Source organism: Streptomyces sp. NPDC037290 (genome assembly GCF_055603245.1).
In genome coordinates, this window is sequence record NZ_JBVJVZ010000002.1 from 104,084 (window position 1) to 129,992 (window position 25,909).

18 protein-coding genes are annotated in these 25,909 nt (G+C 73.2%); 12 read left to right on the plus strand and 6 right to left on the minus strand.

The window, feature by feature from the left end:
- Positions 1–149: 149 nt before the first annotated feature.
- A complete protein-coding gene (locus ACZ7HQ_RS06260) occupies positions 150–1,208 on the plus strand; it encodes an LLM class flavin-dependent oxidoreductase (protein WP_470985423.1) in 1,059 nt (352 codons plus the stop codon).
- Between the two features lie 27 nt (positions 1,209–1,235).
- Here ACZ7HQ_RS06260 and ACZ7HQ_RS06265 read toward each other — a convergent pair whose 3' ends face one another.
- The gene (locus ACZ7HQ_RS06265) at positions 1,236–1,703 is read right to left on the minus strand and encodes a DUF1707 SHOCT-like domain-containing protein (RefSeq protein ID WP_470985426.1); all 468 of its coding nucleotides are present in this window, start codon (positions 1,701–1,703) and stop codon (positions 1,236–1,238) included.
- Between the two features lie 334 nt (positions 1,704–2,037).
- On the opposite strand from ACZ7HQ_RS06265, the gene ACZ7HQ_RS06270 reads away from it, so the two are divergent.
- From ACZ7HQ_RS06270 to ACZ7HQ_RS06300, 7 genes are all read left to right on the plus strand, one after another.
- A complete protein-coding gene (locus ACZ7HQ_RS06270; RefSeq protein ID WP_470985428.1) occupies positions 2,038–2,421 on the plus strand; it encodes a hypothetical protein in 384 nt (127 codons plus the stop codon).
- 52 nt (positions 2,422–2,473) lie between these two features.
- The gene (locus ACZ7HQ_RS06275; RefSeq protein ID WP_470985431.1) at positions 2,474–2,968 is read left to right on the plus strand and encodes a nucleotide exchange factor GrpE; all 495 of its coding nucleotides are present in this window, start codon (positions 2,474–2,476) and stop codon (positions 2,966–2,968) included.
- A gap of 104 nt (positions 2,969–3,072) precedes the next feature.
- On the plus strand, positions 3,073–4,647 hold the full coding sequence (locus ACZ7HQ_RS06280) for an Hsp70 family protein (RefSeq protein WP_470985433.1): 1,575 nt from the start codon (positions 3,073–3,075) through the stop codon (positions 4,645–4,647).
- A gap of 26 nt (positions 4,648–4,673) precedes the next feature.
- Positions 4,674–7,316, plus strand: a complete 2,643-nt coding sequence (locus ACZ7HQ_RS06285) for a fibronectin type III domain-containing protein (protein WP_470985436.1) — start codon at positions 4,674–4,676, stop codon at positions 7,314–7,316.
- Positions 7,313–8,404, plus strand: coding sequence for a TRAFAC clade GTPase domain-containing protein (locus ACZ7HQ_RS06290; protein ID WP_470985439.1), 1,092 nt, complete (start codon positions 7,313–7,315; stop codon positions 8,402–8,404). The genes ACZ7HQ_RS06285 and ACZ7HQ_RS06290 overlap by 4 nt, the downstream gene beginning before the upstream one ends.
- 5 nt (positions 8,405–8,409) lie before the next feature.
- Positions 8,410–9,873 (plus strand): GAP1-N2 domain-containing protein, encoded by a 1,464-nt coding sequence (locus ACZ7HQ_RS06295; RefSeq protein ID WP_470985441.1) that lies wholly within the window; start codon positions 8,410–8,412, stop codon positions 9,871–9,873.
- A 3-nt stretch (positions 9,874–9,876) separates the two neighbouring features.
- Entirely contained in the window at positions 9,877–12,132 is a 2,256-nt protein-coding gene (locus ACZ7HQ_RS06300; protein ID WP_470985443.1) for a hypothetical protein, read from the plus strand.
- Positions 12,133–12,137: 5 nt separating this feature from the next.
- Here the strand turns inward: ACZ7HQ_RS06300 and ACZ7HQ_RS06305 are convergent, their stop codons facing one another.
- The 3 genes from ACZ7HQ_RS06305 to ACZ7HQ_RS06315 all read right to left on the minus strand — a co-directional run bounded on the left by ACZ7HQ_RS06305 (position 12,138) and on the right by ACZ7HQ_RS06315 (position 17,416).
- Positions 12,138–14,726: an NACHT domain-containing protein gene (locus ACZ7HQ_RS06305; protein ID WP_470985445.1), complete on the minus strand. Its 2,589-nt coding sequence runs from the start codon at positions 14,724–14,726 to the stop codon at positions 12,138–12,140.
- Positions 14,727–14,793: 67 nt separating this feature from the next.
- Positions 14,794–15,675, minus strand: a complete 882-nt coding sequence (locus ACZ7HQ_RS06310; RefSeq protein WP_470985447.1) for a DUF8017 domain-containing protein — start codon at positions 15,673–15,675, stop codon at positions 14,794–14,796.
- Between the two features lie 148 nt (positions 15,676–15,823).
- The gene (locus ACZ7HQ_RS06315; RefSeq protein ID WP_470985450.1) at positions 15,824–17,416 is read right to left on the minus strand and encodes an MFS transporter; all 1,593 of its coding nucleotides are present in this window, start codon (positions 17,414–17,416) and stop codon (positions 15,824–15,826) included.
- A 452-nt stretch (positions 17,417–17,868) separates the two neighbouring features.
- Here ACZ7HQ_RS06315 and ACZ7HQ_RS06320 point away from each other — a divergent pair, with 452 nt between their 5' ends.
- From ACZ7HQ_RS06320 to ACZ7HQ_RS06330, 3 genes are all read left to right on the plus strand, one after another.
- Complete coding sequence (locus tag ACZ7HQ_RS06320; protein ID WP_470985453.1) at positions 17,869–18,492, plus strand: TetR/AcrR family transcriptional regulator; 624 nt, start codon at positions 17,869–17,871, stop codon at positions 18,490–18,492.
- 81 nt (positions 18,493–18,573) lie between these two features.
- Positions 18,574–19,275: a ribonuclease HII gene (locus ACZ7HQ_RS06325; RefSeq protein ID WP_470985456.1), complete on the plus strand. Its 702-nt coding sequence runs from the start codon at positions 18,574–18,576 to the stop codon at positions 19,273–19,275.
- Positions 19,276–19,343: 68 nt separating this feature from the next.
- Positions 19,344–19,976 (plus strand): hypothetical protein, encoded by a 633-nt coding sequence (locus tag ACZ7HQ_RS06330; protein ID WP_470985458.1) that lies wholly within the window; start codon positions 19,344–19,346, stop codon positions 19,974–19,976.
- A gap of 955 nt (positions 19,977–20,931) precedes the next feature.
- Here the strand turns inward: ACZ7HQ_RS06330 and ACZ7HQ_RS06335 are convergent.
- Together ACZ7HQ_RS06335 and ACZ7HQ_RS06340 are read right to left on the minus strand one after the other, a co-directional pair.
- The gene (locus ACZ7HQ_RS06335; protein ID WP_470985459.1) at positions 20,932–21,552 is read right to left on the minus strand and encodes a hypothetical protein; all 621 of its coding nucleotides are present in this window, start codon (positions 21,550–21,552) and stop codon (positions 20,932–20,934) included.
- 264 nt (positions 21,553–21,816) lie between these two features.
- The gene (locus tag ACZ7HQ_RS06340) at positions 21,817–23,982 is read right to left on the minus strand and encodes a RecQ family ATP-dependent DNA helicase (RefSeq protein WP_470985461.1); all 2,166 of its coding nucleotides are present in this window, start codon (positions 23,980–23,982) and stop codon (positions 21,817–21,819) included.
- Positions 23,983–24,124: 142 nt separating this feature from the next.
- Here ACZ7HQ_RS06340 and ACZ7HQ_RS06345 point away from each other — a divergent pair, with 142 nt between their 5' ends.
- Positions 24,125–25,777 (plus strand): DUF4192 domain-containing protein, encoded by a 1,653-nt coding sequence (locus ACZ7HQ_RS06345; RefSeq protein ID WP_470985463.1) that lies wholly within the window; start codon positions 24,125–24,127, stop codon positions 25,775–25,777.
- The last annotated feature ends 132 nt before the right edge of the window (positions 25,778–25,909 follow it).

Below are 25,909 nucleotides of genomic sequence, written 5' to 3' on the forward strand. Positions count from 1 at the left end.
TCGTCCGGGCGTCCGTCCCTCCCCCCCTCCTCCCTCTCCTCCCCCCCCCCCCCCCCCCCCCCCCCCCCCCCCCCCCCCCCCCCCCCCCCCCCCCCCCCCCCCCCCCCCCGCCCGCATTCCCGAGAACGACTGTGAAGGTGATCGACCCCATGCAGCACGGCATCTCCCTGCTTCCCGACTGCCGTCCGGCACGGCGTTCGGCCGTCGAGTACTACAAAGATGCCATCGCCATCAGCGAGTTCAGCGACCAGGCCGGACTGGGCTACGTCAAGATGACCGAGCACTACCTCGGCGACTACGGCGGCTACTGCCCCAGCCCGCTCACGTTCCTCACCGCCGTCGCGGCCCGGACGTCGAGGATCCGGCTGATGACGGGCGCGCTCCTGCCGGCCTTCCACCACCCCGTCCAGCTGGCCGCCCACATCGCCCAGGTGGACGCCATCAGCGGCGGCCGTGTCGACGCCGGCTTCGGACGCGCCTGGCTGCCCTACGAGTTCGAGACCTTCAAGGTGCCGATGGACGAGAGCCGCGCGCGCTACCAGTCGACCATCGAGGCGGTCGTACGGCTGTGGACCGAGCAGGACGTCACCGAGGACGGGCCGTTCTTCTCGTACCGGAACGCCAACTCACTGCCCCACGTCACCCAGCGGCCGCACCCTCCGGTCTGGGGCGCCGCGGTGAAGTCGCCGGAGAGCTTCACCTGGCTCGCGCAGAAGGGCTTCGGCGCGATGCTGGCGCTGGCCCCCGCGCGGCAGTACATCTCGGTGGGCCGTCATCTGATCGACCACTACAAGGAGGTGTTCCGGACCACCCACGGCGCCGACGCCACCCCGCGCATGGCGATGAGCACGCCGCTGTACGTGGCACGGACCGACGCCGAGGCCTACCGGGTCGCGGAACCCTTCTACCGTGAGTACCTGCAGGTCTGGACGGAGGCCGCCCAGTCCTGGCGGACCACCACGTCGAGCGACTACGTCGGTTACGAGGGCATGGGCCGCGAGATGAAGTACCTCCGCGACTTCGACGTGAAGCGGAACGGGACGGCGGTCATCGGTTCGCCGGAGTCCGTCGTCGAGCAGATCCTGGAGCTCCGGGAGACCTACGGCGTCGACACGTTCCTGTGGAACGTCGACTTCGGGGGGCAGGCCTACGCACACATGCACCCGAGCCTGAAGCTCTTCGTGGACGAGGTCCTGCCCAAGCTGTGACGCCCGGCCGGCTCCCTGGCGCCTGTCCTAGTCCAGTGCCCGGGGGCCCGGCCGGCCCTTTCCGCCGCCTTCTTCACCCGTCCGCCGGCGCCTGGCCTTCCTGGCCGCCTGGCGGACGCCGTAGACGGCGGGAGGCAGCAGCAGGAGCCAGTACCAGGAACCGGTGAGGACGGCCAGCACGATCCCGATCAGCCCGGTCGCCGGGAACAGCGCGTTGGCCACGATCTCCGTCCTCGACAGGGCGTCACGCGCGGGCACCGCGGCGGGCACGGCCACCTCCGGAGCCGCGCCGGAGGCGCCGGCCTCCCAGCCGGGAGCCGGCAGGTCGGCGAAGAGGACGCGGAGATCGGACTGCGAAGTGGCCCGGTACGCCGCGTCGACCCGGGTCTCGAACTCCTCCTTGGTCAGCCGTTCCGCCGCCATGTGCTCACTGAGGAATCCGACCGCACGGTCCCGTTCGGCCGCGCCCACGCGCGTGTCCGGAAGCTTCTCCATTCGACTGCGTCCTCTCACCCGGCTGGGCGGGTATGGAACTGGTAATACGCACCTCCGGATCGGTAAGAATAAGCGCGGAGTGCGTTAATCGACATGCACATGGTATCGCGGGCAAAGGGCCACGCCAGGCGCACTGTTCCGGCCACGGAATCCAATTCACCCAGAATTGAGGTCAATTCACCGGCCACGGCTCCAAGTGGGGCCACAGCTCATGCCGCACGGCCCCGCCGGTCGTACCCGCTGGACGGCGGGATTCCCGGATTCCGGTCACCGTGGGCCCACCGTGGCTTACGCTGGGCCCACGACCTGTTCGTGGGAAACGGTGGAGGGCCTCGTGGACCTGATTGCCCCCGAACTGCTCATGGCCCTGGCCAGCGGCACCGCGGGTGCGGCCGGGGAGCAGATCTGGACGTCCCTGCGGGATCTGGTCAGACGACGGCGTCCGGGAGCGGAGCCGAGCGACCAGCGCGAGCTGACCGCCCTCGCCGCCGCACCCGACAGCGCGGAGCGTGCCACCGAGCTGGCCGAGGTACTGGCTCGGCGCGCCCGGCAGGACCCCGCGTTCGCCCAGGCCCTCGCGGCCTGGCGGCGGGAGGCCGAGGCCCTGGAGGTCACGCGGACCGGCACCGGCGAGGTGCACAACACGATCTCCGGGGGCACCCAGAGCACCGTCGTCCAGGCGCGGGACGTCCACGGCTCCATCAACCTCGGTGGCTGACGGTGACAGCCTCTGCTGACGCGTCATGCACCAGTGGTCTACTGTGAGCGACGTGGCGGAACGAGTCGAACCCTGCGCGCTCGCAAGTGAGTTCACCGCGGCGCTCGCTCGTCAGCAGCAGCTCGCCGAGCGCCGTGAGGAGGTCGTGACGAGGCTGCACGACGAGGTCGAGAGGCTGCGCCGGGGCGAGATGGAAACGGCGCTCGATCTCGTGCGCCACTCCCTGATCCGGCTCCACGACCAGATCCTGCGCCAGGCGGACCACGTCACCGGGCCGCTCGGCGTCGACGAGCTGCGTGCCCTGCTGACCGCGCTGGCCGACGAGGCGGCGGACACCGTGGCCAGGACCGGCGTGGAGCGGTACGTCCCCCCGCCCGGCGAGGCGTTCGACATGGCGTTGCACCGTCCGGTGGGCCGCGTCGCCGCCGAAGGTCCCGAGGGGGACCGGACAGTGGCGCACGTCGTGGCGGCCGGATTCGTCCAGGGGGAACGCGTCGTGCGCAAGGCCGACGTCGTGGTGTCCCGGTGGGAACCGGATGCCTCGTGAACGTTTCCTCCTCCGACGGGCGCACAGGGCACGACTCACCTGACAACTGACGAACAGCAGACGGGGCGGGTGCGAGCGCGGCCGTCTCGGTGGCGGGAGACCGTATGGCCGTGTACGGCATAGACCTGGGGACCACCTACTCCTGCGTCGCACGGATCGACGACGTCGGCAGACCGGCGGTGCTGCGCAACATCGAGGGGGCGGACACCACGCCGTCCGTCGTCTACTTCGAGAGCGCCGACAGCGTCGTCGTGGGACAGAGCGCCAAGGACGCCACCGTCCTCGACCCCGAGCACGTCGTCCAGCTCATCAAGCGGGACATGGGCGAGGTGGTGCCGCGCGAGTTCCACGGCCGCACCTACACACCCGAGGAGATCTCCGCCCGCATCCTGCGCAAACTCGTCGAGGACGCGAGGGCCGCCGGCGGCGAGGAGCCGCGCGACGTGGTGATCAGCGTGCCCGCCTACTTCGGGCTCGCGGAGCGGGACGCCACCCGCAAGGCCGGCGAGATCGCCGGACTCCGCGTCCTCGACGTGGTCGCCGAGCCCGTCGCGGCCGCGCTCGACTACGGCGCCCTGGACGGCGACGAGGAGCGCGGGGACCGGGCCATCCTCGTGTACGACCTGGGCGGCGGCACCTTCGACACCACGGTGCTCACCCTGCGCGGGCGCGAACTGACCGTGCTGTGCACGGACGGCGCGAAGGAGCTGGGCGGCAGCGACTTCGACGACCGCGTCGTCGTGCACCTGGTGGAGCGGTTCCGCGAGAGCTTCCCGGACGTCGACGACCCGCTGTCCGACCCCCAGTCCGAGACGCAGCTGCGCAAGGACGCCGAGGAGGCGAAGAAGGCGCTGTCCTTCCGGGAGCGCTACACCGTCCGCGTCATGCACCGGGGCAGGGTCGAGGCGGTGGAGCTGACCCGGGACAAGCTCCAGGAACTCACCGGCGACCTGCTCGACCGCACCATCGACATCACCCGCCGTACGGTCGAGCTGGCCGCCGAGCGCGGGGTGTCGCGCTTCGACGAGGTGCTGCTGGTCGGTGGCGCCACCAAGATGCCCGCGGTGGCCGAGGCCCTGCGCACCCAGTTCGGCTTCGAACCCAGGCTGCACAACCCGGACCTCGCGGTGGCCCGCGGCGCCGCGATCTACGCGCTGGACCGGGCCGCGTACATCGTCTCCAGCGGTGAACTGCCCGCGGACCAGGCGCCGGACGTACCGGAGACGGGCCTCACCCACCGCCCGTACCAGATCTCCACCGTGGCCTCGCGCGGCTACGGCATCCAGCTCCAGGAGCGGGGCACGGACCGGCGCTACGTCTTCCACCTGGTGCACGCCAACGACCCCCTGCCCGTGTCGGTGACCGACGAGTTCTACACCACGCACGCGGGGCAGCGCGGCGTGCGCATCCGCGTGATGGAACAGGCGGGCGTGGAGGAGTCCGAGGAGCTGGCACACAACACCTGCGTCGCCGAGGGCCACCTGGCCATTCCGCCGGGCAAACCCGAGAACTGGCCCATCCAGTGCGTCTACACGCTGGACTCCTCCGGGCTCCTCGGTGTCGTCGCCATCGAGAAGGAGAGCGGCGAGAAGCTCGAACTGACCGTGCAGATCGGGGGCATGACACCGGACGCGGTCGCCACCGCACGGGTCGCTCTGAGCCGCCAGCGCTTCAGCTGACGCGGCGGAAGGACGGGGACCACGCCGTGGCGTTCGACGAGCAGCGCTACCGGCGCGAGGTGCTCGACGCCGGACTGCCGGTGACCGACGACCTGCGCACCCGCTACCAGTTGCCACGGCACCTGGACGGGCCCGCGGTCACCGAGACGGTCGCCGCGGTCCGCGCCTGCTGGCGCCGCAACCGCGCCCGCCTCAAATACCGCCCGGTCATCGAGGAGCTCGAAGCCGGACACCTCATCCACCGGCCGCTGTTCGACGCCGCGGCCGGCGGCGACCCGGGCCCGCTGCGGGCGGCCGTGGCCGAGCACGACCGGCAGGCCGAGTCGGAGCGGGCTGCCCTGGGCGCGACGCTGCGGGAGGCCGCGGCCGGGCTCGGCCTGCTCGCCGAGGCCACCGTCGTGGAAGCCGCCGCGGCACACCGGGTGAGCGAGGCACAGGTACGGGCGCTGCTGCCCGGACTCGGGCTGCGCATCGCCGAACCGGACCCGCTGCCCCGGGACGTGCCGCACCCCGCCTACGCCCGCTGCGCCCGCCACCTGGAGGTGCTGCGGCTGCGCCACCTCGACGACTTCCTCACGACCGGCACCCCGGGGGGCCGCACCCCGCAGCCCGTGCGTCTCTTCGACGCGCCGCCCGTGGATGCCGCGACCGTGGAGGAGGCGGCCCGCCGCTGGGGCCGCCTCCCGCACAGCGCCGCGCACACGGCCGCCCAGGCCGTCTGCGCCGCCGTGCGCCGGGTGCTGGCCGACCAGGGCGCCGAAGGTCTCGCGCGGGTGCGGTTGTCCGAGGTGGCGGTGCCGCTGCGGGAGAGGCTCGCCGCACGCGCCACCCCGGCCACCCTTCTCGCCCACGCCACGGGGGAGTTGTCGATCGCCGCACCGGACGCGCGGCGACTGGTGTTCGCGGTGCTTCACGAGGAGGCCGGGAATCCGCTGGAGGGACGGCTGCGGCGGCTGACGGCTGACGGGCGGCTCGCGGAGGCGGCGGCCGTCGCCGACCGCCTGCCCGCCGACGCGTTACCCGAAGACGCCCGCGCCCTGGTCGCCCACGTGCGGGGGAAGCTGGCCGAGGCCCGCGCCCTGGTCGACCGTGCCCGGGGGCTGTCGGCCCGGGACGCCGACCTGGCCTGGGAGCTGCTGGAACAGGCGGAGGCCGTCGCCCGCGACGTGCCGGGCGCCGACGCCGTTCGCCGGGCCCTCCCGGTCCGCCCGGTCTCCGGCCTGACCGCCACGCCCGACGGCACGGGCGTCGCCCTGACATGGCGGCCCAGCCCGTCCACGGCGGGCGAGCCCGAGTACGTACTGCTGCGCACCGGACGCCGCCCGCCGCACGACCCGGCCGACGGAACCGGGCTGCCGCTGCCGTCGCCGCGGGCCACCTCGTTCGTGGACCGCTCGGCACCCCCCTGTGTCCCGCTGTACTACGCGGTCGCCGTGCGCCGGGCCGCCGAACCCGACAGCGTGCCCTCACCGCTCGCGGTGTGCGGACCCGTCACGTACTGGCCCGACGTCAGCGACGTGCAGCTGCGCCCCGAGGACCGCGTGATCACCGCCGTCTGGACCTGCCCGGCGCAGGCCCGGTCCGTCGAGGTCGTCCGCGCCGGGCCGGACGGCGAGGACGTATGGGTCGCGGCCCGCCCCGACGGCTTCACGGACGGCGGGCTCACCAACGGCACGACGTACCGCTACCGCATCCGCGTCGTCTACCCCACCGAGGACGGGCGGCCCGTGCGCACGGACGGCGTCTCGCTCACCGCCACACCCCTCGGGCCGCCCGAGCCGGTCACGGACCTGGCGATCCACCGCGTGGACGGCGACCTCCTGGCCTCCTTCGACCCGCCGCCCGGCGGCGAGGTGCGCCTGTACGGCCTCGGCGACGAACCCCCGTGGCCGCCCGGCACCCGGCTGCGCACGGCCGAACTGCCCGGGCGGCCGATCACGGCCCGGCCCGCCCCCGAGGGGCTGCGGTTCCCGCCGCCGGACCGGCCGACGGTGGTGCTGGCGGTCACCGTCGCCGGGGAACGTGCCGTCACCGGAGCGCACGCCGTCGCCGCCGTCCGGCCCCTCGGCACCCTCACCCTCACCCGGCACGGCGGCACGGGCGTGGCCGTCGTCCTCGACTGGCCGCCCGACGCCGGCGACGAGTTCGAGGTCACCTGGCGGACCCCCGGCGAGCAGGACGAGCGGCGGCGCACCGTCGGCCGGGCCGCCTACCGGCACGAGGCGGGCGTACGGCTGCCCGTCGCGGACGGCGCCCGGGTGGAGGTCGAGGTGCGGCCGGTGGCCGTGCTCGGCGGGCTGCGCGCGTACGGGCCGCCGAGCACGGCGGTGCTGCCCGCGCGCACCGACGCCGGCTACCGGCTTCAGCGGCACGGCATGCCCGGACGGCGCACGGTCACCGCCGTGTTCACCGCGCCCGCCCCCGTACGGGCCGAGCGACTGCTGCTGGTGCGCTCCCACGGCCCGGTCTGGCCGCTGGAGCCCGCCGACGGTGACGTCCTCGCGGAGCTCGCCGAGACGGAGCTCGGCCCGGGACGGGACGTGCGGCTGTCGGCGCGGCTGCCCCGCGGCCCGGGTGGCTGGCTGCGCTGCTTCGCCGTCGGTGAGGGACTCGTCCTGCGGGACCCCCCGCACCACACGCTCAAGATCACCCAGGGGGCAGGGACATGAGACCGACGCGCCGTCGCACCTGGGTGTGCCCGCACTGCTTCCGGAACGTCACCAGGGCGCAGATCGCGTACGTCTGCGTGAGCGGCGCCGCCGCCTGCGCCGACGGCAAGGGCCTGAAGTCCGCCGACCCCCGGACCGGTTCGGCGGTGTGCCGCGCCTGCGGCCGCACCGCCACCCGGCTGCGCTGCACGGCCTGCGGGAGCCGGCTGCCGGAGGGCTATCTGCGCACCCCCGGGAAACTGGTGGCGCTCGCGGGCCCCGTCAGCTCGGGCAAGAGCACCTACATCGCCGTCCTCGTGCACGAGTTGCTGCACCGCCTCGGCGCCGAACTCGACGCGGCCCTGCTGCCCTGCGACGACGACACCATGGCCGACTACCACGAGCGGTACGAGCGGCACCTGTACGAGGAGCAGCACACCGTCCCCAAGACCGCCGAGCACGACGGCGGCCGGCCCCTGGTGCACCGCCTCGGCCGCACCCGGCGCGGCCGCTTCGGGCGCACCCGCGAGCAGGTGCTGACCCTGGTGTTCCTCGACACCGCGGGCGAGCACTTCACCTCACGGGACCGCATGGAGACCCAACTGCGCTACCTCACCGCGGCCGACGCCGTCGTCGTCCTCATCGACCCGCAGGACCTGCCCGGCGCCCCCCTGAAGGACGGGGACGGGGTACCGGGCCGGTCCGGCGAGGTACTGGCGCGGACGCTCGGCCACCTGGGCGGCGGCGGGAAGGTGACCGTGCCGGTCGCCGTCGCCCTGACCAAGGCCGACCTGCTGTGGCCCCACCTGCCGGACAACTCCCCCCTGCACCGCACCCGCCGCCCCGGACCCGTCTTCGACGCCGACGACCGTGCCGCCGTCCACGCCGAAGTCCAGGCCCTGCTGAACCGCTGGCAGGAACACCAACTCGACGCGCGGCTGCGCCGGTTCTGCACGGACTACCAGCTGTTCGCCCTCTCCACGCTCGGCACCGCGCCCCAGCGCGGCGGCGGCCTCGGCCACGGCGGCGTCGTACGGCCGCACCGCGTGGAGGACCCGCTGATGTGGCTGCTGCACCGCTTCGGCTCCCTCGACCGGGGACGGGGGTGACCGGCATGGCCGGGCAGGCCCACTACACCTCGGCCGCGCCGTCGGCCGCCGGCCGCCACGGCGGTTTCCGCTTCACCGCCGTCTCCCCGGCGGCCCGCCCCGCGCTCGGTGTCCTGCGCCCCCTGACGGGGTACACGCCCCCGCCGGGCGCCCTCCGGCCCGCCGAACACCCCGTGGCGTTCGCCTACGACCGCCCCGACGACGGCACGGCCGTACTGACCCGCACCCGCTTCACCGGCCGGGACTACACCGGACGCCTCGGCAACCACTTCTGCCACGCCCTGTGCGCCGACCCCGGCGAACTGGCGGGCCTGCGTCCGATCGAGCTGTGGGACACCCCGCAGTGGGCACCGTCCCCCGCGCCCGACGACGGCCACGCCCTGCCCGACCTGGCCGAACTCGTGCCCGGAAGCGCCGTGGGGCCCGACCGGGTCCGCCGGCTGCTGGACGCCACCGGTGCAGCGGGAGTCCGCCGCCTGGCGCGGCTGCTCGCCGTGGCCCTGCGGGCGCTCGCCGGCGAGGGCACGGGCGCGACCCTGGTCTCCGCGGACCCGGAACGTGTCGTCGACTGGATCGCCGCGGTCTCCTACACCCTCCCGGCGGGTCTGACCGCCCGTCTGACGTTCACCACGTACACGGCGCGGCCGGAGGACGACCACCGTCATCTGACCGGAACACGGCGGGAAACGGGGGAACGGGCGCCGGCCCCGGTGTTCGATCTCGACGGGCCGGCGGAGGACGGAGGCCCGGAGCCGTGCGCGACGGCGCGCTTCCTCGCGGACGCGTGGGGCAGCGGGCGGCTGGACGTGGTGGACGCGGTGGCCGACCTGTGGGAGGCGGCCCCCGACGAGGACGCCGGGGCGGGCGTTCGGCGGCTGCGGGCCGCGTGCGCCCTGCTCGCGCCGGACGGCACGGCCGGGCTCCTTGCCGCGGCGGACTCGCAGGACTTTGGGCTCGTGGGTTTCGTACGGGCGGTGGCGGAGCTGCGGCCGCAGGCGGCGGGTGTCCCGGCCGCGCGCGTCCGGGACGCGGCCGAACACCGCCTCGCCGCTCTGACGGCACCACTGGGCGACGTACGGGCCGCGCTCGCGTCGCTGTCCGAGCCCTACCGGGGCGCCGTCCTGGCGGGGCTGCTCGCCGCGCTGGAGGCCGCCGGCGAGTCGCGGGCCGAGGTACTGGACGCCGAGGCGTGTGCCTTCCTCGCCTCCCTCGCCGACGGAGCACCGGACGGGGCGCAGGACGTGCTCGCCGAAGCCCCCGGCACCGCGCTGCACGTGCTGCGCCGCGCACCCGGAGAGCCGCGCCGGGCCGGCCTGAGGATCCTGCGGCTGTACCGGCGGGGGCTGTGGGAGGAGACGGAGACCTACGAGGCCCTGCGCGACCTCGTGCGAGCCGAGGGGCCGGAGCCCGAGCGGGAACGGGGGCCACGGCTGCCGTGGCGGCGCGGGTCCGCGCGGGAGAAGGAGTGAGTGGTGGCCAACCCCGTCGTTCTCCTCCTGATGGTCGGCATGCTGGCCGCCCTGATCGTCGGCCACGGTGTGCTGGTGACCCTGCCCCGTCTCGTGCTGTCCCAACTGGCCATCGTCTGGCGGACGTTCGGGGCGGCGGCCGGCGTCGCGCCCGCCCCGGACGGCGAACCGGCCACCCCCGCCTACGTCCGCGTCACCGCGCTGCGAGACCTGCGCGCGGCCTGGTGGGACGGTCTCGAAGAGCACACCCGGCTGATGAGCGACGCCGAGCGGTTCATGGACCGCTGCGTGGGGGAGTCCGCCCGCCAGTCGCGGCATGGCACGAGGTGGGGACAGCGTGTCCTGGCGGTCGTCCTGGGACCGGTCCTCGTGGTCACGATGACCGCCGTCATCCTGACCGCGACCGCGCTGAGCCTCCTCCCGGTGCTGTTCTCGCTCCTGTTCTGGGCCCTGTGCTGCGCGCTGTGGACGCCGTGGTGGGCGATGTGGGCCGCGGTCGAGCGGGTGGGACGCGCACTGCGCCACGGGCCGGCGCCATGCCCGTACACACGCTGCGGCCGCACCGTGGCGCGGCCCGTACGCCTGTGCCCGCGCTGCGGCGCCCGCCACGGTGCGCTGGCCCCGAACCGCTACGGCGCGCTGTACCACCGCTGCCGCTGCGGCACCCGCCTCCCCGCCGTTCTCGGCGCCCGCCGTCTGGACGCGTGCTGCCCGCACTGCGAGAGCCCCCTGCCCGCCGGATACGAGCGGGCCAGGGCCGTGGTGCTCGTCGGTGGCCCCGCGCAGCGCACCGGCGTCCACCGGCAGGGCCTGACCGAACTGGGCGCCCCGCCCGGGATCGAACCGCCGCTGGTGCGTTCGGGCCGTGCGCCCCTGCTCTGGTACGACCCGGCCGGTGACGTGTACCGCAGTCAGGAGTCGGTCGCCCGGCTGGAGGTGCTGGGCCGGGCGGACGGACTGCTGCTGGTGGTGGACGACCCGGCGGCACACAGCGCCGCCGTGCAGGCCGTCACCCGTGTCCTGCACGTCCTGAGCGCCCTGCCCGCGCGCCGGCGCCCGCGCCGTCTCGCGCTGCTGTACACCCGGGTCCGGCAGGGCGACGACACTGCCGTACGCGCCGAGCTGGAAGCGGCCGACGGCGGCCATCTGCTGCGCGCCCTGGACGCCACGGGCATCCCCGTGCGGTGCGTCCCGGCCTCCACGCTCGTCGGGGTCCCGCAGTGGCTGGCCGCAACCCGCGGCACCCCGGGCCCGGGCGGCAGCATCGACCCACCGCCGGTGCGCCGCCCCGCGGGTGCCGCGGTCCGGCCGCCACGCCACCGCGTGGCCCGCCACAGCCTCCTGCTCGCCCACCTCGCCGGGTTCCTGGCCGTGCCGCTCGTCCTGGTCCTCCTGCAGGCGGGCGCCCTGCCACCGCACGCGTTCCTCGGTCTGCCCGCCGCCTACGACAAGTGGCGGCACCCGCTCAGCGGTTCCGTCCACCAGGTCGACCTCATGGCCACCGCGAACCGTGACTGGCCGAAGCTGAGCGTCAGTTACGCGGCCCCGGGGCATCCGCCCTCGGCGGCACTGCCCGGGCACGCCGGATACTGGTCGGTCACCGGCGCTCCGAAGAAGCACAACTGGCTGCGGGTCGACTTCGGAATGCCGCTGCCGCTGAGCGAGGTCTCGGTGGACTTCGACCCGGACACCGTCGACGGGCCCTTGTTGTTGGACTTCGACTTGGAAGGCCAGGTCGGCGCAGACGACGTCCGGGACTCCGGCTCCGGTTACGGGCACGCCCTCACAGCGGGAAGCGACAATCACGGCCTCGGCAAGACGTACGGCTATGACATACCCTTCCGGCACACCGTCGACTCCCTCCGCATCGGTCTGGGCGGCCTGTTGGACAAGGGCCAGGCGAACAAGCTGCGCCTGCGCGAGTTCAACATCCGCTGGACCAGCTCCGACGCCCTGCGCCTGCACCCGGCGGACGGTGGCCGGCTCCGCGTCGAGAACGCCACCGCCCGCGACCTCGCCATCGTGCTGCGACCGCCCCTGCTGCCCGCGGGCTGGCACGCCACGCTCGTGCGCCGCCCGCCTCGCGTGCTGCGGGCCGAGGAGACGTACGAGGCGCGCTGGCGTTTCACGGCGCCGAGCGGCGCCGAGGGCCACGCCCCCGTCGTCTACGGCGTCGACGCCACCGAGGACGGGCACACGGTGACGTCCCGCTGCCTGGCCCTGCTCACGGCCGCCGGAGGGTCCGAGTCGCTCTGCTGAGGGCCTCAGCGTGTCCAGCGCGGCCCGGCGAAGTCGGCCAGGGCCGTGCCCAGCTGGTCGTCGACGTGCCGGGTGAAACCGAGCGGCAGTACCAGGTACCAGCCGTCGCCCGTGCGGGAGCGGCGCGGTGGGCGCGGGGCGCCGGGGGCCAGCCGGACCTGGAGGGCGTAGAAGCCCGCGTCCCGGCCCCGGAAGACCATCCGGCGCACGGTGATCTCCGCGACGTGTTGCCATCTGTAGAAGCGGTGCCTGCGCCCCGTGACGGAGGTGACGCCGTCCCGGGTGAGCTCCAGCTCGATCCGCCGACGCGGCATGAGGAAGCCGATCACGGTGATCAGGGTGCCGAGGAAGGGCAGGCCCAGCATCGCCAGCCAGTTGATGGAGTGCTGCCACTGGCCGCTCACGCTGAAGCGCACGAGGAAGACGCTCAGCACGGGGCCCAGCACTGCCCAGTGGGCCAGCGGAAGCCGGCGCGAGCTGCCGCGCAGGTGGTAATGGGCCGCGGTGCTCTCCACCGTGAAGTGCCGGGAGTCCGTCAGCGCGGGGACGCGCGGCAGTTCGGGGACGGCCACGGTGCTCCCCTCCTGGGCGCGCCTTCCCGCCAGGTGATCCTGCAGCCTGCGGTTGCGGAACCGGTACGTGCCGCCCGACAGCTGCAGCAGGCCCGCCGTCCGCGCGTCCCTGAGGAAGGTCATGAGCGTCCAGGGCACCCGCCCGGCCGCCGCCAGGGAGCACTTGGCGAGGAACCAGCGGCTCCACGGACTGAGCAGCACGAACATCGCGGAGGCACCGGCCCAGGCCGCGAACGCGGGCCACCAGCTGCCCGTACCGTGCGCGTCGAGCCAGAAGAACGAACCGGCGCCGACCCCGATGAGGGGAGCCACCAGCGTCAGCGTCGTGACGAGCGCGGTCTGTTCACCGCGCAGGAGTTCGCTCGGGGTGGCGGCGTCCACGGTGTCGGCGGGTGCCGCGTACACGATCATGAGCAGGACCGGCAGCACGGAACCGACCGCGAGGGCGACCAGGGACGGGTCCGGCGTCACGAAGACGTACAGCACGAGGAGGAGGACGACGAGGGCGGGGCCGCCCGTGAGTGCCGCGAGGCGGACCTGTGGGCCGACCCGCGCGTGCCGGTCGATGGAACGCAGTGCGTGGATGAACAGCAGCGGGTTGGCGCTGCGGCGGGGCTCGGCGAGCCGCTGGCCGAACCAGCCCGCGGTGACGGTCCGGGCGAGGGCCGCAAGGACGACGCCGAACATCACGTCGGTCGTCACGCTGAGGTCGCCGATCCCGGAGGCCTTCGCGTAACCGGACATGGGCACCCGGATGACGAGGGACAGCAGGATGCCGGCCGTCAGCAGCGCGGGTACCGCCAGCAGCCGGGGCAGCGGCGCCGCGTACAGCCGCCACCAGGCGAGCTCGGACTCCTCCCGGCGGCTGAGCAGCAGCGCCAGGTACGACAGCCAGGCGTCGGCCCGTTCGGCGTCCCAGGCGCGCGGCGGGTGCAGCCGGCCGGGGTCCGGCGGCCGCGCGCGGAACGCGGCGGGCACGATCCGGTCGAGCAGGTGCGCCTCGACGGCCTCCCGGGTGGGGAAGCGCTCCCGTTCCAGCAACTCGCCCGGGCCAGAGGGGGTTTGATCGTACGAGCGGCGCACCAGCCACACCATCAGGGGACTGGTCAGGGCCCACGAGACGGGCGCGGAGGGCTGGCTGCGGAGGGTGTCCAGCAGGTCGGCCCAGGCGGCGGCACGGGCCCGCGGCCGGGCCCTGCGGAGGTACTCCGCCACCTCGTCGGGGCGTAGCGGCAGCGACTCGATGACGGTGGCGTGCCGCAGGCCCTTGCCCGTCCCGTCGAGGTCGGCGTACTCGCCCGTGCGGGAGATCAGTACGGCGTCCCCGTCGCCGCCCAGGCCGGTGTTGAGGGCGTCGAGGACCTCGGTGCGGCGGTGCGCGGGGAGTTCGTCGAGGCCGTCGAGGACCGGGAGCACCCGCCGGTCCAGGACCAGCCGGCGGGCCGGGTGGGCCCCGTCCACGGGCGGCAGACCGGGGTGGTCCTGGTGCAGCCGGTCCACGAGCCACTCGGTCAGCGACTGCCGCCGGGTGTCCCAGGACTCCAGGGACAGCACGAGCGGGATCGGTACGTCGTGCTCGCCCTGGGTGAGCCGGCGGGCGAGCAGTTCGAGGGTGAGCAGGACGGACAGCACGGTCTTGCCGGAGCCCGCGGTGCCGAGCACGACCAGCCGCCGCCGTGGCCCGAGCCTCAGGAACGCCCCGGCGATGGTGTCCGTCCCGGAGCCCGCCGGTAGGTACTCACCGGCGGACGCCACCCGGCGGCTGGGTGTCCAGCGCACGGGCAGTGGCTGCGGGTCGGTCATGTCCCAGGCGTCGGCCTCGGCCCGCCAGCGGTACAGGAGGCTGCGCGCGAGTCTCCGCTCGGCCGCGGCCAGCGGGGCGTCGTCAACGGCCGCGTCCCCTCGCACGGTGACATTGAGGTCGCCTTGGAGGATGCCGATCTGGATCAGATACTCGGCCGTGCAGTCGACCGCGGTGTTGGTGATCTGCGGCTCACGGCCTGACCCCGTCTGCCTCTCCATGTGCGTCCGCCCCCGTCGTCGCCCTTCCCACTGTACTCATCGGTGTCCCGCCGCCGCCGGACCCGGCTCAGGATTCCTTCGGCTTGCCGTGGAGGCGTACCGTGCTGAGGATCTTCATGATCGTCGAGTCCGGCAGCTCACCCCTCACGCCCGTGGCGCCGAAGAGGTTCCATGCGACGAGGTCACCGGCGGAGTTCCTGAAGGCGAAGGTGACGGCCTTGCCGTCGCTCGCGCACCTGCCCTTCGCGGGTGTGTGCCTGGACCGGGCCCAGGCGGTGTCGCCCTTGATGCCGGACCTGGTCGTGTACGGCTTCGCCGTTCTGTCGGCGACGATGCTCTTCTTGTCGGGCTGTGTGTAACCGCCGTACACCCACAGGGCCACCTGGCTCAGGGCGGCGTCGCCGGTGCTCCTGGCACCCTTGGCACCCTTGGTGCCCGCCGCCGCCAGCGGGGTTCTGTCCACGAGCCCGTCCTTGTCGCTGTCGGACAGGCACCAGTTCTCCTGGTCGATCGCCGGTGCGCCCATGGCGACGACGAACTTGCCCCAGTTCTTGGGGTCGTCGTAGTCGAGCTTGCTGTCGTCGAAGCCGATCATCGTCTCCGGTGGCTTGACGTCCCAGTCGGGCGGCACGTCGAAGGCTGTGCCGAAGTCGGGGTTGACGACGACCTTCCAGCCCGGGACGGTGGGTCTCCCGGTCGCGCCGCCGCGCGGGTCCTTCGACGCCGGCGCCGAGGCGGTGGCGCTCGGCGGGGCACTTGTGGGCGCCTTCGTGTGCGTGCTGCCGCCGTCGGCGCTGTCGTCCTTCGAGCCGCCCAGGACCAGTGAGCCGGTGACGCCGACGCCCAGGACCACGACCGCGGCCGCGGCGACCGCCACGGCCTTTGCCCGGTTCCCGCTGTGCTGGCTGTGAGGGTTCCGCTCGCCCTCGGGCGGCTCTCCAAACCACATGCCCAGTAACCATAGTCCCGGGTTTCCTCCGGGAGCAGTGCCCGTTGATCCGCGGTGTTCCCGCGCCGCACGACGCCCGTGGACCGACGGCCCCGCGGGGCGGGACGATCGGTCACGGACGCCGTGACCGGGGAGGTACGGCGGCTGGTCACACGGCCGGGGCGCCCCCCGCTCCGCTGAGGGCCTCCAGGTCGCTCTTGCGGACGCGTATGACGGCCGTGGCGACGGCGAACGCGAGGACGGCCATGGCGGCGGCCGGTACGAAGGCCGCCGAGATGCCGTGTGCGAGTACCTCGTGGCTCCACGGGGCGGGCAGCTGGTGGGACTTGGCGAACGTGGCCTTCTGCTCCGGTGTGGCCCGGGACATGAACGATGCCGCCTGCTTGGTCGCCTCGTCGCGGCTGGCCGAGCCGAAGACGGTGGTCAGGATGGAGAGGCCGAGTGAACCACCCACTTGCTGCGTGGTGTTGAGCACGGCGGAGGCCGCGCCGGCTTCGTGCTGGGCGACGCCGGAGACGGCGGTCACGGTGAGGGTGACGAAGTTGAGTCCCATGCCGAAGCCGAAGACCAGCATCGGGCCGAGCACTCCGCTGACGTAGGAACTGCCCGAGTCGATCAGGGACTGCCAGGCCAGGCCGACGGCGACGAGGGTGGTGCCGGTCATCAGGAACGGCTTGGGGCCGAGCACCGGCAGCAGTCGCTGCGATATGCCCGCGCCGATCGCGATGACCGCGGTGACGGGCAGGAAGGCCAGGCCGGCGCGGATGGGGGAGTAGCCCAGCACGTTCTGCACGAAGATCACTATGTAGAAGAACATGCCGAACATGGCCGCGGCGAGGCTGATCATGATGACGTACGTCCCGGAGCGGTTGCGGTCGGCGAACATCCGCAGGGGGGTGATCGGTTCCTTGGCGCGGCTCTCGACGAGCATGAAGGCGGCGAGCAGCACCACGGCCGCGCCGAACGCGCCGAGCGTCAGCGAGTCCCGCCAGCCGTCGGACGCCGCCCTGATGAACCCGTAGACCAGCGCGACCATGCCGAGCGTCGAGGTGAGTGCGCCGGTGAGGTCGAAGCGGCCGGGGTGGCGTTCGGACTCGCTGATGTAGCGCGGGGCGAGAGCGGCGATGAGGATGCCGATGGGGACGTTGACGAAGAGTACCCAGCGCCAGTCGAGCCAGTCGGTGAGCAGTCCGCCGGCCAGGAGCCCGATCGCGCCGCCGCCCGCGGAGACGGCCGCGAAGATACCGAACGCCCGGTTGCGCTCCGGACCCTCCGGAAACGTCGTGGTGATGAGCGCGAGAGAGGTGGGCGACGCGATCGCGCCGCCGACGCCCTGGAGGACCCGCGCGGCGAGCAGCTGCCAGGGTTCCTGGGCCAGTCCGCCGAGCAGGGAGGCGAAGGTGAAGAGCAGGATGCCGGTGATGAAGACCCTGCGGCGTCCGAGGATGTCCCCGGCCCGTCCGCCGAGCAGCAGCAGACCGCCGAAGGTGAGGGTGTAGGCGCTGACCACCCAGGTCAGATTGGTCGTGGAGAAGTTCAGCGCGGTCTGGATGTGGGGCAGTGCGATGTTCACGATGGTGGCGTCGAGCACGACCATCAGCTGGCAGGCGGCGATGACCGCGAGCGCGATGCCCGGATGTGATGAGCGCTTGCCCGGACCCGGCAGGGCGGGTGCGGGTGACTGCGTTTGTATCTGATCGTGCGTCACAGATATCCCCCAGAGACGAGATAGTGAACGCATGCGTTCACTAGTCGCGACGATAGCGAGCGCTGCTTCGTGAACGCAAGCGTTCTCTAAGGGAGTTGACCTGAAAGCGGCGCCAGGGGTTGAGAAGGGCGGCGCGCCGATGGCGGATTCTCACGGCAGGCCGACGGGGTGGCGCGGGGGATGGCGTGGGGGGTGAGCGGGGGTGGTGTCGGTGGTGTTCCGGACGTTTCAGGCCGTGCCGGGGCCCGAACCGTCGAAAGAGCCGTCGTCGCCTGACATGCTGGTCGAGGGTGTGGTCCCGGTGGCCCGCGCCCGGCCTTGGCTCCTGAAGCGGCTGAGAGGTCGTCACCGTGATGTCCCCATGAAGGCATGAGTGAACGCTCGCGTTCACTGTCCCGGCGCCCCGCCTCGCGTCCCCCTGTTGCTGCGGCGCGGTGCCGCCCGCCCCGGAATCCCCGCTTCCCTTGTTCGTTGGAGAGACACAGATGGATACCTCGCGCTGGACGGCCGCTCACGCTCGCGCGGCTTCCCCTCGCCGGCGCGGCGTGGTGCTGGAACGCGCGATCCTCGATGCCGCGCTGGAGCAGCTCGGCGAGGTCGGCTGGAAAGGGCTGACCATGGAAGGAGTCGCGGCCGGTGCCCAGACCGGCAAGGCCGCGGTGTACCGCCGCTGGCCGTCCAAGGAGGACCTCGTCGCGGACGCCCTGGTCGCCGGACTGCCCCGGGTCGAGACGGCCCCGGACCTCGGCAGCGTGCGCGAGGACCTCCTCGCCCTGTGCCGGCAGGTGCGGCGGATCATGTACTCGCGCCCCGGTGTCGCGCTGCGCTCTGTGATTCACGAATGCGATCAGACCCAGGCGGAGCGCTTCCAGGAGGTGATCGTCGGCGGTGTGGTGGAGCCGACCGTCAAGCTCCTCAGTGACGTCATCATCCGTGGAATAGAGCGGGGAGAAGTTCGGCCGGACGCGGCCAACGGGTATGTCTTCGACGCCATCCCGGCCATGATGATGTACCGCTCAAAGATGTGTGCAAGCGAATGGAGCGACCAGGACCTGGAGGAGATGATCGACCAGCTGATGCTTCCGCTGCTCTGGCCCCGCGGAGGCTGAGCCGGCACGTCGACGAACGGTGCGGCGGTCCGGTGACCAGGGTGTCGGGTGGCGATCCGGGCGGCGTACGCTAAGGGCGCCATGCCGTACGAACCACCTACTCACACCGTCGAGCGCTCCCTGCGCGCCACGACCGGAGCGAAGGTCATTGCCGGTGTCGACGAGGTGGGGCGCGGCGCCTGGGCCGGGCCCGTCACCGTCTGTGCCGCGATCACCGGGCTCCGCCGTCCGCCCGAGGGGCTGACCGACTCCAAGCTGCTGACGATCAAGCGGCGCACGGAACTGGCCGACGTCCTGCACACGTGGGTGACGGCCTATGCGCTGGGGCATGCTTCCCCCGAGGAGATCGACGACCTGGGGATGACGGCCGCACTGCGGCTCGCCGCGGTCCGCGCCCTGGACACCCTGCCGGTACGCCCCGACGCCGTGATCCTCGACGGGAAGCACGACTACCTGGGCGCCCCCTGGAGGGTGCGTACGGTGATCAAGGGCGACCGGTCCTGTGTGGCTGTCGCCGCGGCGTCCGTGATAGCCAAGGTCCAGCGCGACAAATTGATGGCCGAACTGGGTATCGACCATGCAGACTTCGGTTTTGCGGACAACGCCGGGTATCCGTCGCCCGTGCACAAGGCCGCACTGGCGGAGTGGGGGCCCACCCCGTACCACCGCTTGTCGTGGGCGTATCTTGATGCGTTGCCTCAGTGGCGGCACCTCAAGAAGGTCCGCAGCTGGGCGGACGGAGGCGTTCCGGAAATCGAGGGTCAGCTCGGCTTCGATTTCTGACGGTTCCGGTCGCACTGATGTGCCCCCCGGTCACCCACGCCGCACCAATGTTTGATAAATATCAGCTCATGCCTCTCATTCCCGAGGAGCCTCAGATTCACGAGAGTGCCCAGGGTCCCCGCGCCACTCCGGCCAGCGGCCGCACCGCGCCGACCCCCCGCCCCGTACCCGGCCCCCGCCCCGCGGCTCCGTCCCGCCCCGGTCGCCCCGGCCCTCCGAGGCCCGCGCCGCCGGTGCAGCGCGCGCCGCGTGACGTGGGTCCCGCCACGCCGGGCCCGTCGGGTCCGGCCGCTCCCGCCACCACGGCGGTCACCCCGCAGATCCAGCTGATCCCGGCCTCGGCCGAGGGCGCGCTCGACGCCGCCGACGAGGCGGTGGACCTGCTCCTGGACTCGGGTCGTGCCCCCGGTGACGTGCTGGTGATCACGACCGGGTCCCAGCACCCGTGGGCCGAGCACGAGTTGTCCTTCGGCGAAGCTTCCTACTGGGCGCAGCACGATGCCGGCGACGACGTCTTCTACACGGACGCCGCCGTCGCCTCCCGCGCCGCGTCCCGCCCCGTGGTCGTCGTGGCCGTCAACGGAGGTTCCGCTTCCGTTGCTGCCTCGGCCCTTCCGCTGGCCCACGCCCAAGCCGGTGCCCTGCTGATCGTCTGCGGCGACCCGCAGCAGATCAACTCGGTGCTGGGCGCCGGCGTCTGAGCCGCGTCCGGTTCCTCGGAGCACCTGGGGCACCGGGGCAGCTGGGGCATCGGGGGCGGCCAGGGAGCCGTTCCGGCGGTACCCGCACGGCGTGGCCTTCGGCGTGCCCGACGGGTGCCCGCCGCATGCTCGACGACGGGCGGCCGTTCCGCCGGTGAGGCGGCTTTCTGGCGCTACGCCGAGAAGCCGGATGGGGAGCAGCGGCCGTCAGGCGGAGGGCAACTCCGGGATGGCGTTGCCGTGCCTGGGCGCGGGGGATCCGCCCAGGCACCCGCCCAGGCTTGGCCGAGGGGCGTTCGCGGAACGGATTTCTTGCGGGTCGGATGGCTCGGGGCTCGTGCGGGGTTATGCGCCTCGTACGGGGTCATGCGCCTCGTGGGTCCCGCAAGGTTGGTAGCGCTCAGGGCTCGTGGGTTTCGTAAGGCTCGCGGGTCGTGGTCCCGTGGGCCTCTATGGCTCGTGCATCTCGCAGGGCCGGTCTCGTATGGCTCGGGGGGCTCGTAGGTCCCGAGCGGTTCATGGTCCCGCGGGGCTCGTGCGCCTCGTAGGGCTCATGCGTCTCGCAAGGCTCGTGCGGCTCGTGGTCTCGTATGGCCCGGGCGGCTCGTACCTCCCGTGCGGTTCGTGGCCCCGCGCGGCTTGTGCGCCTCGTATGGCTCATGCGGCTCGTGCGGCCGCTGCGCCCGGCGCAGATGCCGGCTGCTTGGCCCCGCACGGCGCCACCGTCACTCGTTCCCGGGGCGTGACAGGGGCTTGCCCTTGCCGGGGCGGCATGGCCCCGCCCCGCGCCGTCCGGGCAGCCGAGCGGCGAGCAACGGGCGGCGAGCAACGGGCGGCGAGCGACGGGCGGCGAGCGACGGGCGGCGAGCGACGGGCGGCGGGAACGATGTCCGCGCGGGCCGGAGGGCGGCCCGATAGGCGGTCGGGCGTAACGCCTGACCCGCCCCCGTGTCCTTCAGCGAGCCGCCGCGCGGCGCAGGACCTCGGAGACCGGGCCGCCGGTGCGGGGGGCGAGCGGCGGCGCCTCGGACATCGCGAGGGGCTCCGGAGCGGAGTCGGCATTGGGGCGGCGCCCGCTGCGGCCCTCGCCGAGCACGTGCCAGCCGTCATGGGTCAGCGTGACGTACGCCCCGCACCGCAGCCCGTGCAGTGTGCAGGCGTCACGCAGGCCCCACATCCAGGCGCCGTCCTCCTCCGTCCAACGCGCGTCGCCCTCACGGCAGTAGACGAGGATGGCCGTGCGCACCGGGGTACGGCGCCGCAGGTCGTGCGGAATGACCCGGCGCAGTTGTGCGAGCAGCGCGTTGCGGAACATCCAGCCGTCGGCCGGGGCCGGACGGCGCGTGAACGACGCGCTGGCGCACAGCCGCTCGTCCGGATCGAGCACTGCCACGATCGCCGTGGACAGCTTCGGCATGTGGCGGGCATGCAGTCCGCTGACGACCTCACGGGGGTTGCCCAGCAGAGGGATTCCGGCGGCGGCCCATTCGGCCGGCTCGAGCAGGCGACTGGCGGAAGCGGCGGACGCGGACGTCGACAACGAGGCCGCCGAGGACGAGGCGAATCCGAAGGTCACGTTCCTCCCTTCGGCTACGCGCCCACACTGCGGGCGAGGTCGGGTTCGGGGGACCGCGCACCGCAGCAAAGCCCTACCGGACCACGGACGAGCCGTGCGGGGAGCGGACCTCAATTCTTCCTGTCGAACTTGGATGCGGCAACGATCAATTGGGGCCACCGACGGTTATCTGGCGGTGCGTGGCTTATATCCCTACCCAAAGGTTGGCCGCATGACGCGCGAGGCCCGGGGCGCGCCGTAGTGCGGCCGCCGACGGGTGCGCCGTCAGCCCTGGACGGCCAGGACCAGCGGCAGCACCGCCCGCGCCCCGGACCTTCTGAGTAGACGCGCCGCGACGGCGAGTGTCCAGCCCGTCTCGGTGAAGTCGTCGACCAGCAGCACCGGGCCGCCGGCCGCGGCGAGCGCCGCTGCGAGGGCGGGCGGCACCGTCAGCGCGCCGTCGAGGGCCTTCAGCCGCTGCGCGCTGTTGCTGCGCGGCATCCGCGGCACGTCCTCGGCGTACTCGATGGAACCGAACAGCGGCATCCTGCCGATCTCGGCGATCCGGGAACCCAGGGAATGGATCAGCAGGGGCCTGGTCCGCGAGGCCACGGTGACGACACCCACCGGCCGGTCCGGGGCGTCGGACGCCCCGGACGCCCAGCCGCCGGGGCCCTTCGCCCAGTCGGCCAGGACCCCCACCACGGCCCGCGCCACGTCGTCCGGCACAGCCGCGTCCGGCGCCTGGGGGGTGAACAGCGGACGCAGCCGATTGCCCCAGCCGATGTCCGACAGTCGACCCAGGGCCCGCCCCGGCGAGGCCTGTTCACCGGCTGGAATGCGTCCCTTGAGATCGATGCCGATGGCCGGCAGCCCCGTCGGCCACATACGACGGGGCTCCACCTCGACACCGGCACGGCCCAGGTCGCTCCGCGCGGCGTCCACCGCCGCCGAGGAGGCGTCGGCGGTGAAGCGCGGGCCGGCGCAGTTGTCGCAGCGGCCGCAGGGTTTGGCACCCTCGTCGTCCAGCTGACGCTGCAGGAACTCCATCCGGCACTCGGTGGTGGACGCGTAGGCGCGCATCGCCTCCTGTTCGGCCGCGCGCTGCCGCGCCACCCAGGCGTAGCGCTCGGTGTCGTACGACCAGGGCTGTCCGGTGGCGACCCAGCCGCCCTTGACGCGGCGGACCGCTCCGTCCACGTCGAGGACCTTCAGCATCGTTTCAAACCGGGAGCGGCGCAGCTCGACCAGGGGTTCCAGCGCGGGCAGCGACAGCGGTCCGTCCGCCCGGGCGAGCACGTCCAGGGTGCGCCGTACCAACTCCTCGGCAGGGAAGGCGAGCGACGCGAAGTACTGCCAGATCGCCTCGTCCTCCTTGCCCGGCAGCAGCAGTACCTCGGCGTGCTCGACACCGCGGCCGGCTCGGCCGACCTGCTGGTAGTAGGCGATGGGGGAGGAGGGAGAGCCGAGATGGATCACGAAACCCAGATCCGGCTTGTCGAAGCCCATGCCGAGCGCGGAGGTGGCGACCAGCGCCTTCACGCGGTTGGCGAGCAGATCGTCCTCGGCCTGCTGGCGTTCGGCGTTCTCCGTCTTGCCCGTGTACGAGGCGACGCCGTGCCCCCGCTGCCGCAGGAACGCGGTGACCTCCTCGGCGGCGGCGACGGTGAGGGTGTAGATGATGCCGGAGCCCGGCAGGTCGTCGAGGTGGTCGGCGAGCCAGGCCATCCGGTGCGCGGCATCCGGCAGCCGCAGCACGCCGAGGCTGAGGCTCTCGCGGTCCAGCGGCCCGCGCAGCACCAGGGCGTCCGAGGTGCCGCCGGTGCCCAGCTGCTCGGCGACGTCCGCGGTCACCCGGGCGTTGGCCGTGGCGGTGGTGGCCAGCACCGGGACACCGGGTGGGAGGTCGGCGAGCATGGTGCGCAGCCGGCGGTAGTCGGGGCGGAAGTCATGCCCCCAGTCGGAGATGCAGTGGGCCTCGTCCACGACCAGCAGGCCGGTCGCGGCGGACAGCTTGGGCAGGACGCGGTCGCGGAAGTCCGGGTTGTTCAGACGCTCCGGACTGACGAGGAGCACATCGACCTCGCCGGCCGTGATCTCGGCCTGAACGGCGTCCCACTCCTCGGTGTTGGCGGAGTTGATGGTGCGGGCGTGGATGCCGGCCCGAGCCGCCGCCTCCACCTGGTTGCGCATGAGCGCGAGCAGCGGCGAGACGATCACCGTGGGGCCACTCCCTCTGGCCCGCAGCAGCGAGGTCGCCACGAAGTACACCGCGGACTTGCCCCATCCCGTGCGCTGTACGACCAGGGCCCTGCGCCGCTCGGCGACCAGCGCCTCGATGGCCCGCCACTGGTCCTCGCGCAGCCGGGCCGCTCCCGTGGCATCCCCGACGAGCCGGGCGAGGACGGCGTCCGCCTGCGCCCGGAGATCCGCGTTGCTCGTGTGCTCCATGGGTTCCATACAACAGGACGGGACCGACAAGCGGGCGGGCCCCGGGCGCGGGTGTGGACAACCGGGGCAGCCCTGTCGTGTCCCTGACTCGACTTATCCACAGGCGCAACCGGAATTTTGGGATCCGCGAGATCGTCGGCGCATGACGAATCACAGCGAAACGACCGGACCGTTCGAAAACAGCGACCTCTCGGGACAGGAGCCGTTCGCCGGCCCCTCCACGCACGACACGCAGGTCACGCTCCGCACCCCCGCCGAACTGGCCGACGCCCTGCCCTACCTCCTCGGCTACCGCCCGGAGGACAGCATGGTGCTGGTGGCCCTGCACGACCGCGATCGCCGGGGCAGGTTCGGCGGCCGGGCCCGGCTCGGCATCCCGGCGAACGAGGAGGACTGGGAGGCGGCCGCACGCCAACTGGTCCAGGGACTGGTGACCGGCAGCGAACGACGAGGCGCCCGGCCCGAGCAGATGGTGGCGTACGTCTGTCAGGAGCCCGGCCCGGGAGAGTCCGGCCGCGACGTCAAACGACGGCTCGAGCGGCTGGCCCACCTCCTGCGCATCCAGTGCGGCGAGCTGGACGTGCCGGTCATCGAGGCCTTGTGCATCTCCGACGGCCGCTTCTGGTCGTACTGCTGCCCGATCGAGGGCTGCTGCCCCGAGGACGGCTCACCCATGGGCCTTCCCGGCACATCCGTGCTGGCCGCCGCGGCCACCTACGCCGGCATCCAAGTGCGCGGCACCCTCCGCGAGTTGCGCGCCAGGCTGCAGCCCCGGGAGACGACCGCGGCGCTGGAGCAGGAGATCGCCCTGGACGCGGCCGGAATGAGCCTGGTGCCCCGGATTCTCGCCGAGGTGTCCCGCGCGGACGTGGCAAAGGAGACCCTCGGCCTCGCCGAGCGGGTCATCCGCCGCTTCGCCGCCGCGGCACCGGTGTCCGGCACACATCCCGCGGACCTGCGTGACGACGCCCTCCTGGGACACGACGAGGCGGCGGCGCTGATCCTCGGACTCCAGGACCGCACGACCCGCGACCGGGCGGCCGTCTGGATGGAGGGCGACGAGGCGGGTCCGGCTCTCCGGCTCTGGCGCGCCCTGTCCCGCCGCTGCGTCGGCCCCTACGGCGAGCATGCCGCGGCCCCGCTGACGCTGGCGGGCTGGGTGGCCTGGTCGGCCGGTGACGAGTTGGAGGCCCGCGAGGCGCTGGCCATGGCCCTGGGCGCGGATCCCGACTATCTGTTCGCCCGGCTGCTGCACCAGGCATGCAACGAAGGCATCGATCCGGAAGCGATCCGCCGCTGCCTGCGCGCGGGACGTACGGGGTGCGCAGCGGAGGACGAGGCCCCACAGCCGCACCCGGAGCACAAGGCGGCTCGGACCGCGCTCCCGGTCACCGAAGAGCTCCTGCCCACCGAACAGCTCCCGGTCACCGAAGAGCTCCTGCCCACCGAACAGCTCCCGGTCACCGAAGAGGTCCTGGCCACGGAAGACGAGACGGCCAGGACGAGTCCCGATGCGGACGGCGAGAGCGCCTGTGGGCCGGTCCGGGGGGCGGGCACGCGTCGACGGCGCCGAGTGCGGTCCGTCACCGGCAGCGATGCCCCTCGCCCGGCCCGGTCCACGGGCGCACGGCGGAGGCCGGCCGGCTCCCACCCCGGCCCCTCGGCAGCCGTACCCGCGCGCCCCGCCGGTCGTAGCCAGGGCGGCACGCGCACGCGGGCGGCGGAGCCGGGTGACACCACGACCGGCGCGGCTCGTCCGGGAAGCGACGGCCGCAGGTCCGAGGAGGCGGGGTGAGCGTCGGGCGCAGGAGCGGGGGTGGACAACTCGTCCAGCGGGCGGGAAACCGTATGCATGCGAGCCGGTGCGACCGCCATGCCGGTCGTCCCTTCCCGGTCCGCTTGACCGGCGGGGCCGACCGGGCCCGCT

What these genes read in the sequence shown, in the direction of transcription:
- ACZ7HQ_RS06260 (WP_470985423.1), top strand. Translation starts at nt 150, where the DNA reads ATGCAGCACGGCATCTCCCTGCTTCCCGACTGCCGTCCGGCACGGCGT.
- ACZ7HQ_RS06265 (WP_470985426.1), bottom strand. Translation starts at nt 1,703, where the DNA reads ATGGAGAAGCTTCCGGACACGCGCGTGGGCGCGGCCGAACGGGACCGT.
- ACZ7HQ_RS06280 (WP_470985433.1), top strand. Translation starts at nt 3,073, where the DNA reads ATGGCCGTGTACGGCATAGACCTGGGGACCACCTACTCCTGCGTCGCA.
- ACZ7HQ_RS06290 (WP_470985439.1), top strand. Translation starts at nt 7,313, where the DNA reads ATGAGACCGACGCGCCGTCGCACCTGGGTGTGCCCGCACTGCTTCCGG.
- ACZ7HQ_RS06295 (WP_470985441.1), top strand. Translation starts at nt 8,410, where the DNA reads ATGGCCGGGCAGGCCCACTACACCTCGGCCGCGCCGTCGGCCGCCGGC.
- ACZ7HQ_RS06305 (WP_470985445.1), bottom strand. Translation starts at nt 14,726, where the DNA reads ATGGAGAGGCAGACGGGGTCAGGCCGTGAGCCGCAGATCACCAACACC.
- ACZ7HQ_RS06310 (WP_470985447.1), bottom strand. Translation starts at nt 15,675, where the DNA reads ATGTGGTTTGGAGAGCCGCCCGAGGGCGAGCGGAACCCTCACAGCCAG.
- ACZ7HQ_RS06315 (WP_470985450.1), bottom strand. Translation starts at nt 17,416, where the DNA reads ATGCGTTCACTATCTCGTCTCTGGGGGATATCTGTGACGCACGATCAG.
- ACZ7HQ_RS06320 (WP_470985453.1), top strand. Translation starts at nt 17,869, where the DNA reads ATGGATACCTCGCGCTGGACGGCCGCTCACGCTCGCGCGGCTTCCCCT.
- ACZ7HQ_RS06325 (WP_470985456.1), top strand. Translation starts at nt 18,574, where the DNA reads ATGCCGTACGAACCACCTACTCACACCGTCGAGCGCTCCCTGCGCGCC.
- ACZ7HQ_RS06330 (WP_470985458.1), top strand. Translation starts at nt 19,344, where the DNA reads ATGCCTCTCATTCCCGAGGAGCCTCAGATTCACGAGAGTGCCCAGGGT.
- ACZ7HQ_RS06340 (WP_470985461.1), bottom strand. Translation starts at nt 23,982, where the DNA reads ATGGAGCACACGAGCAACGCGGATCTCCGGGCGCAGGCGGACGCCGTC.
- ACZ7HQ_RS06345 (WP_470985463.1), top strand. Translation starts at nt 24,125, where the DNA reads ATGACGAATCACAGCGAAACGACCGGACCGTTCGAAAACAGCGACCTC.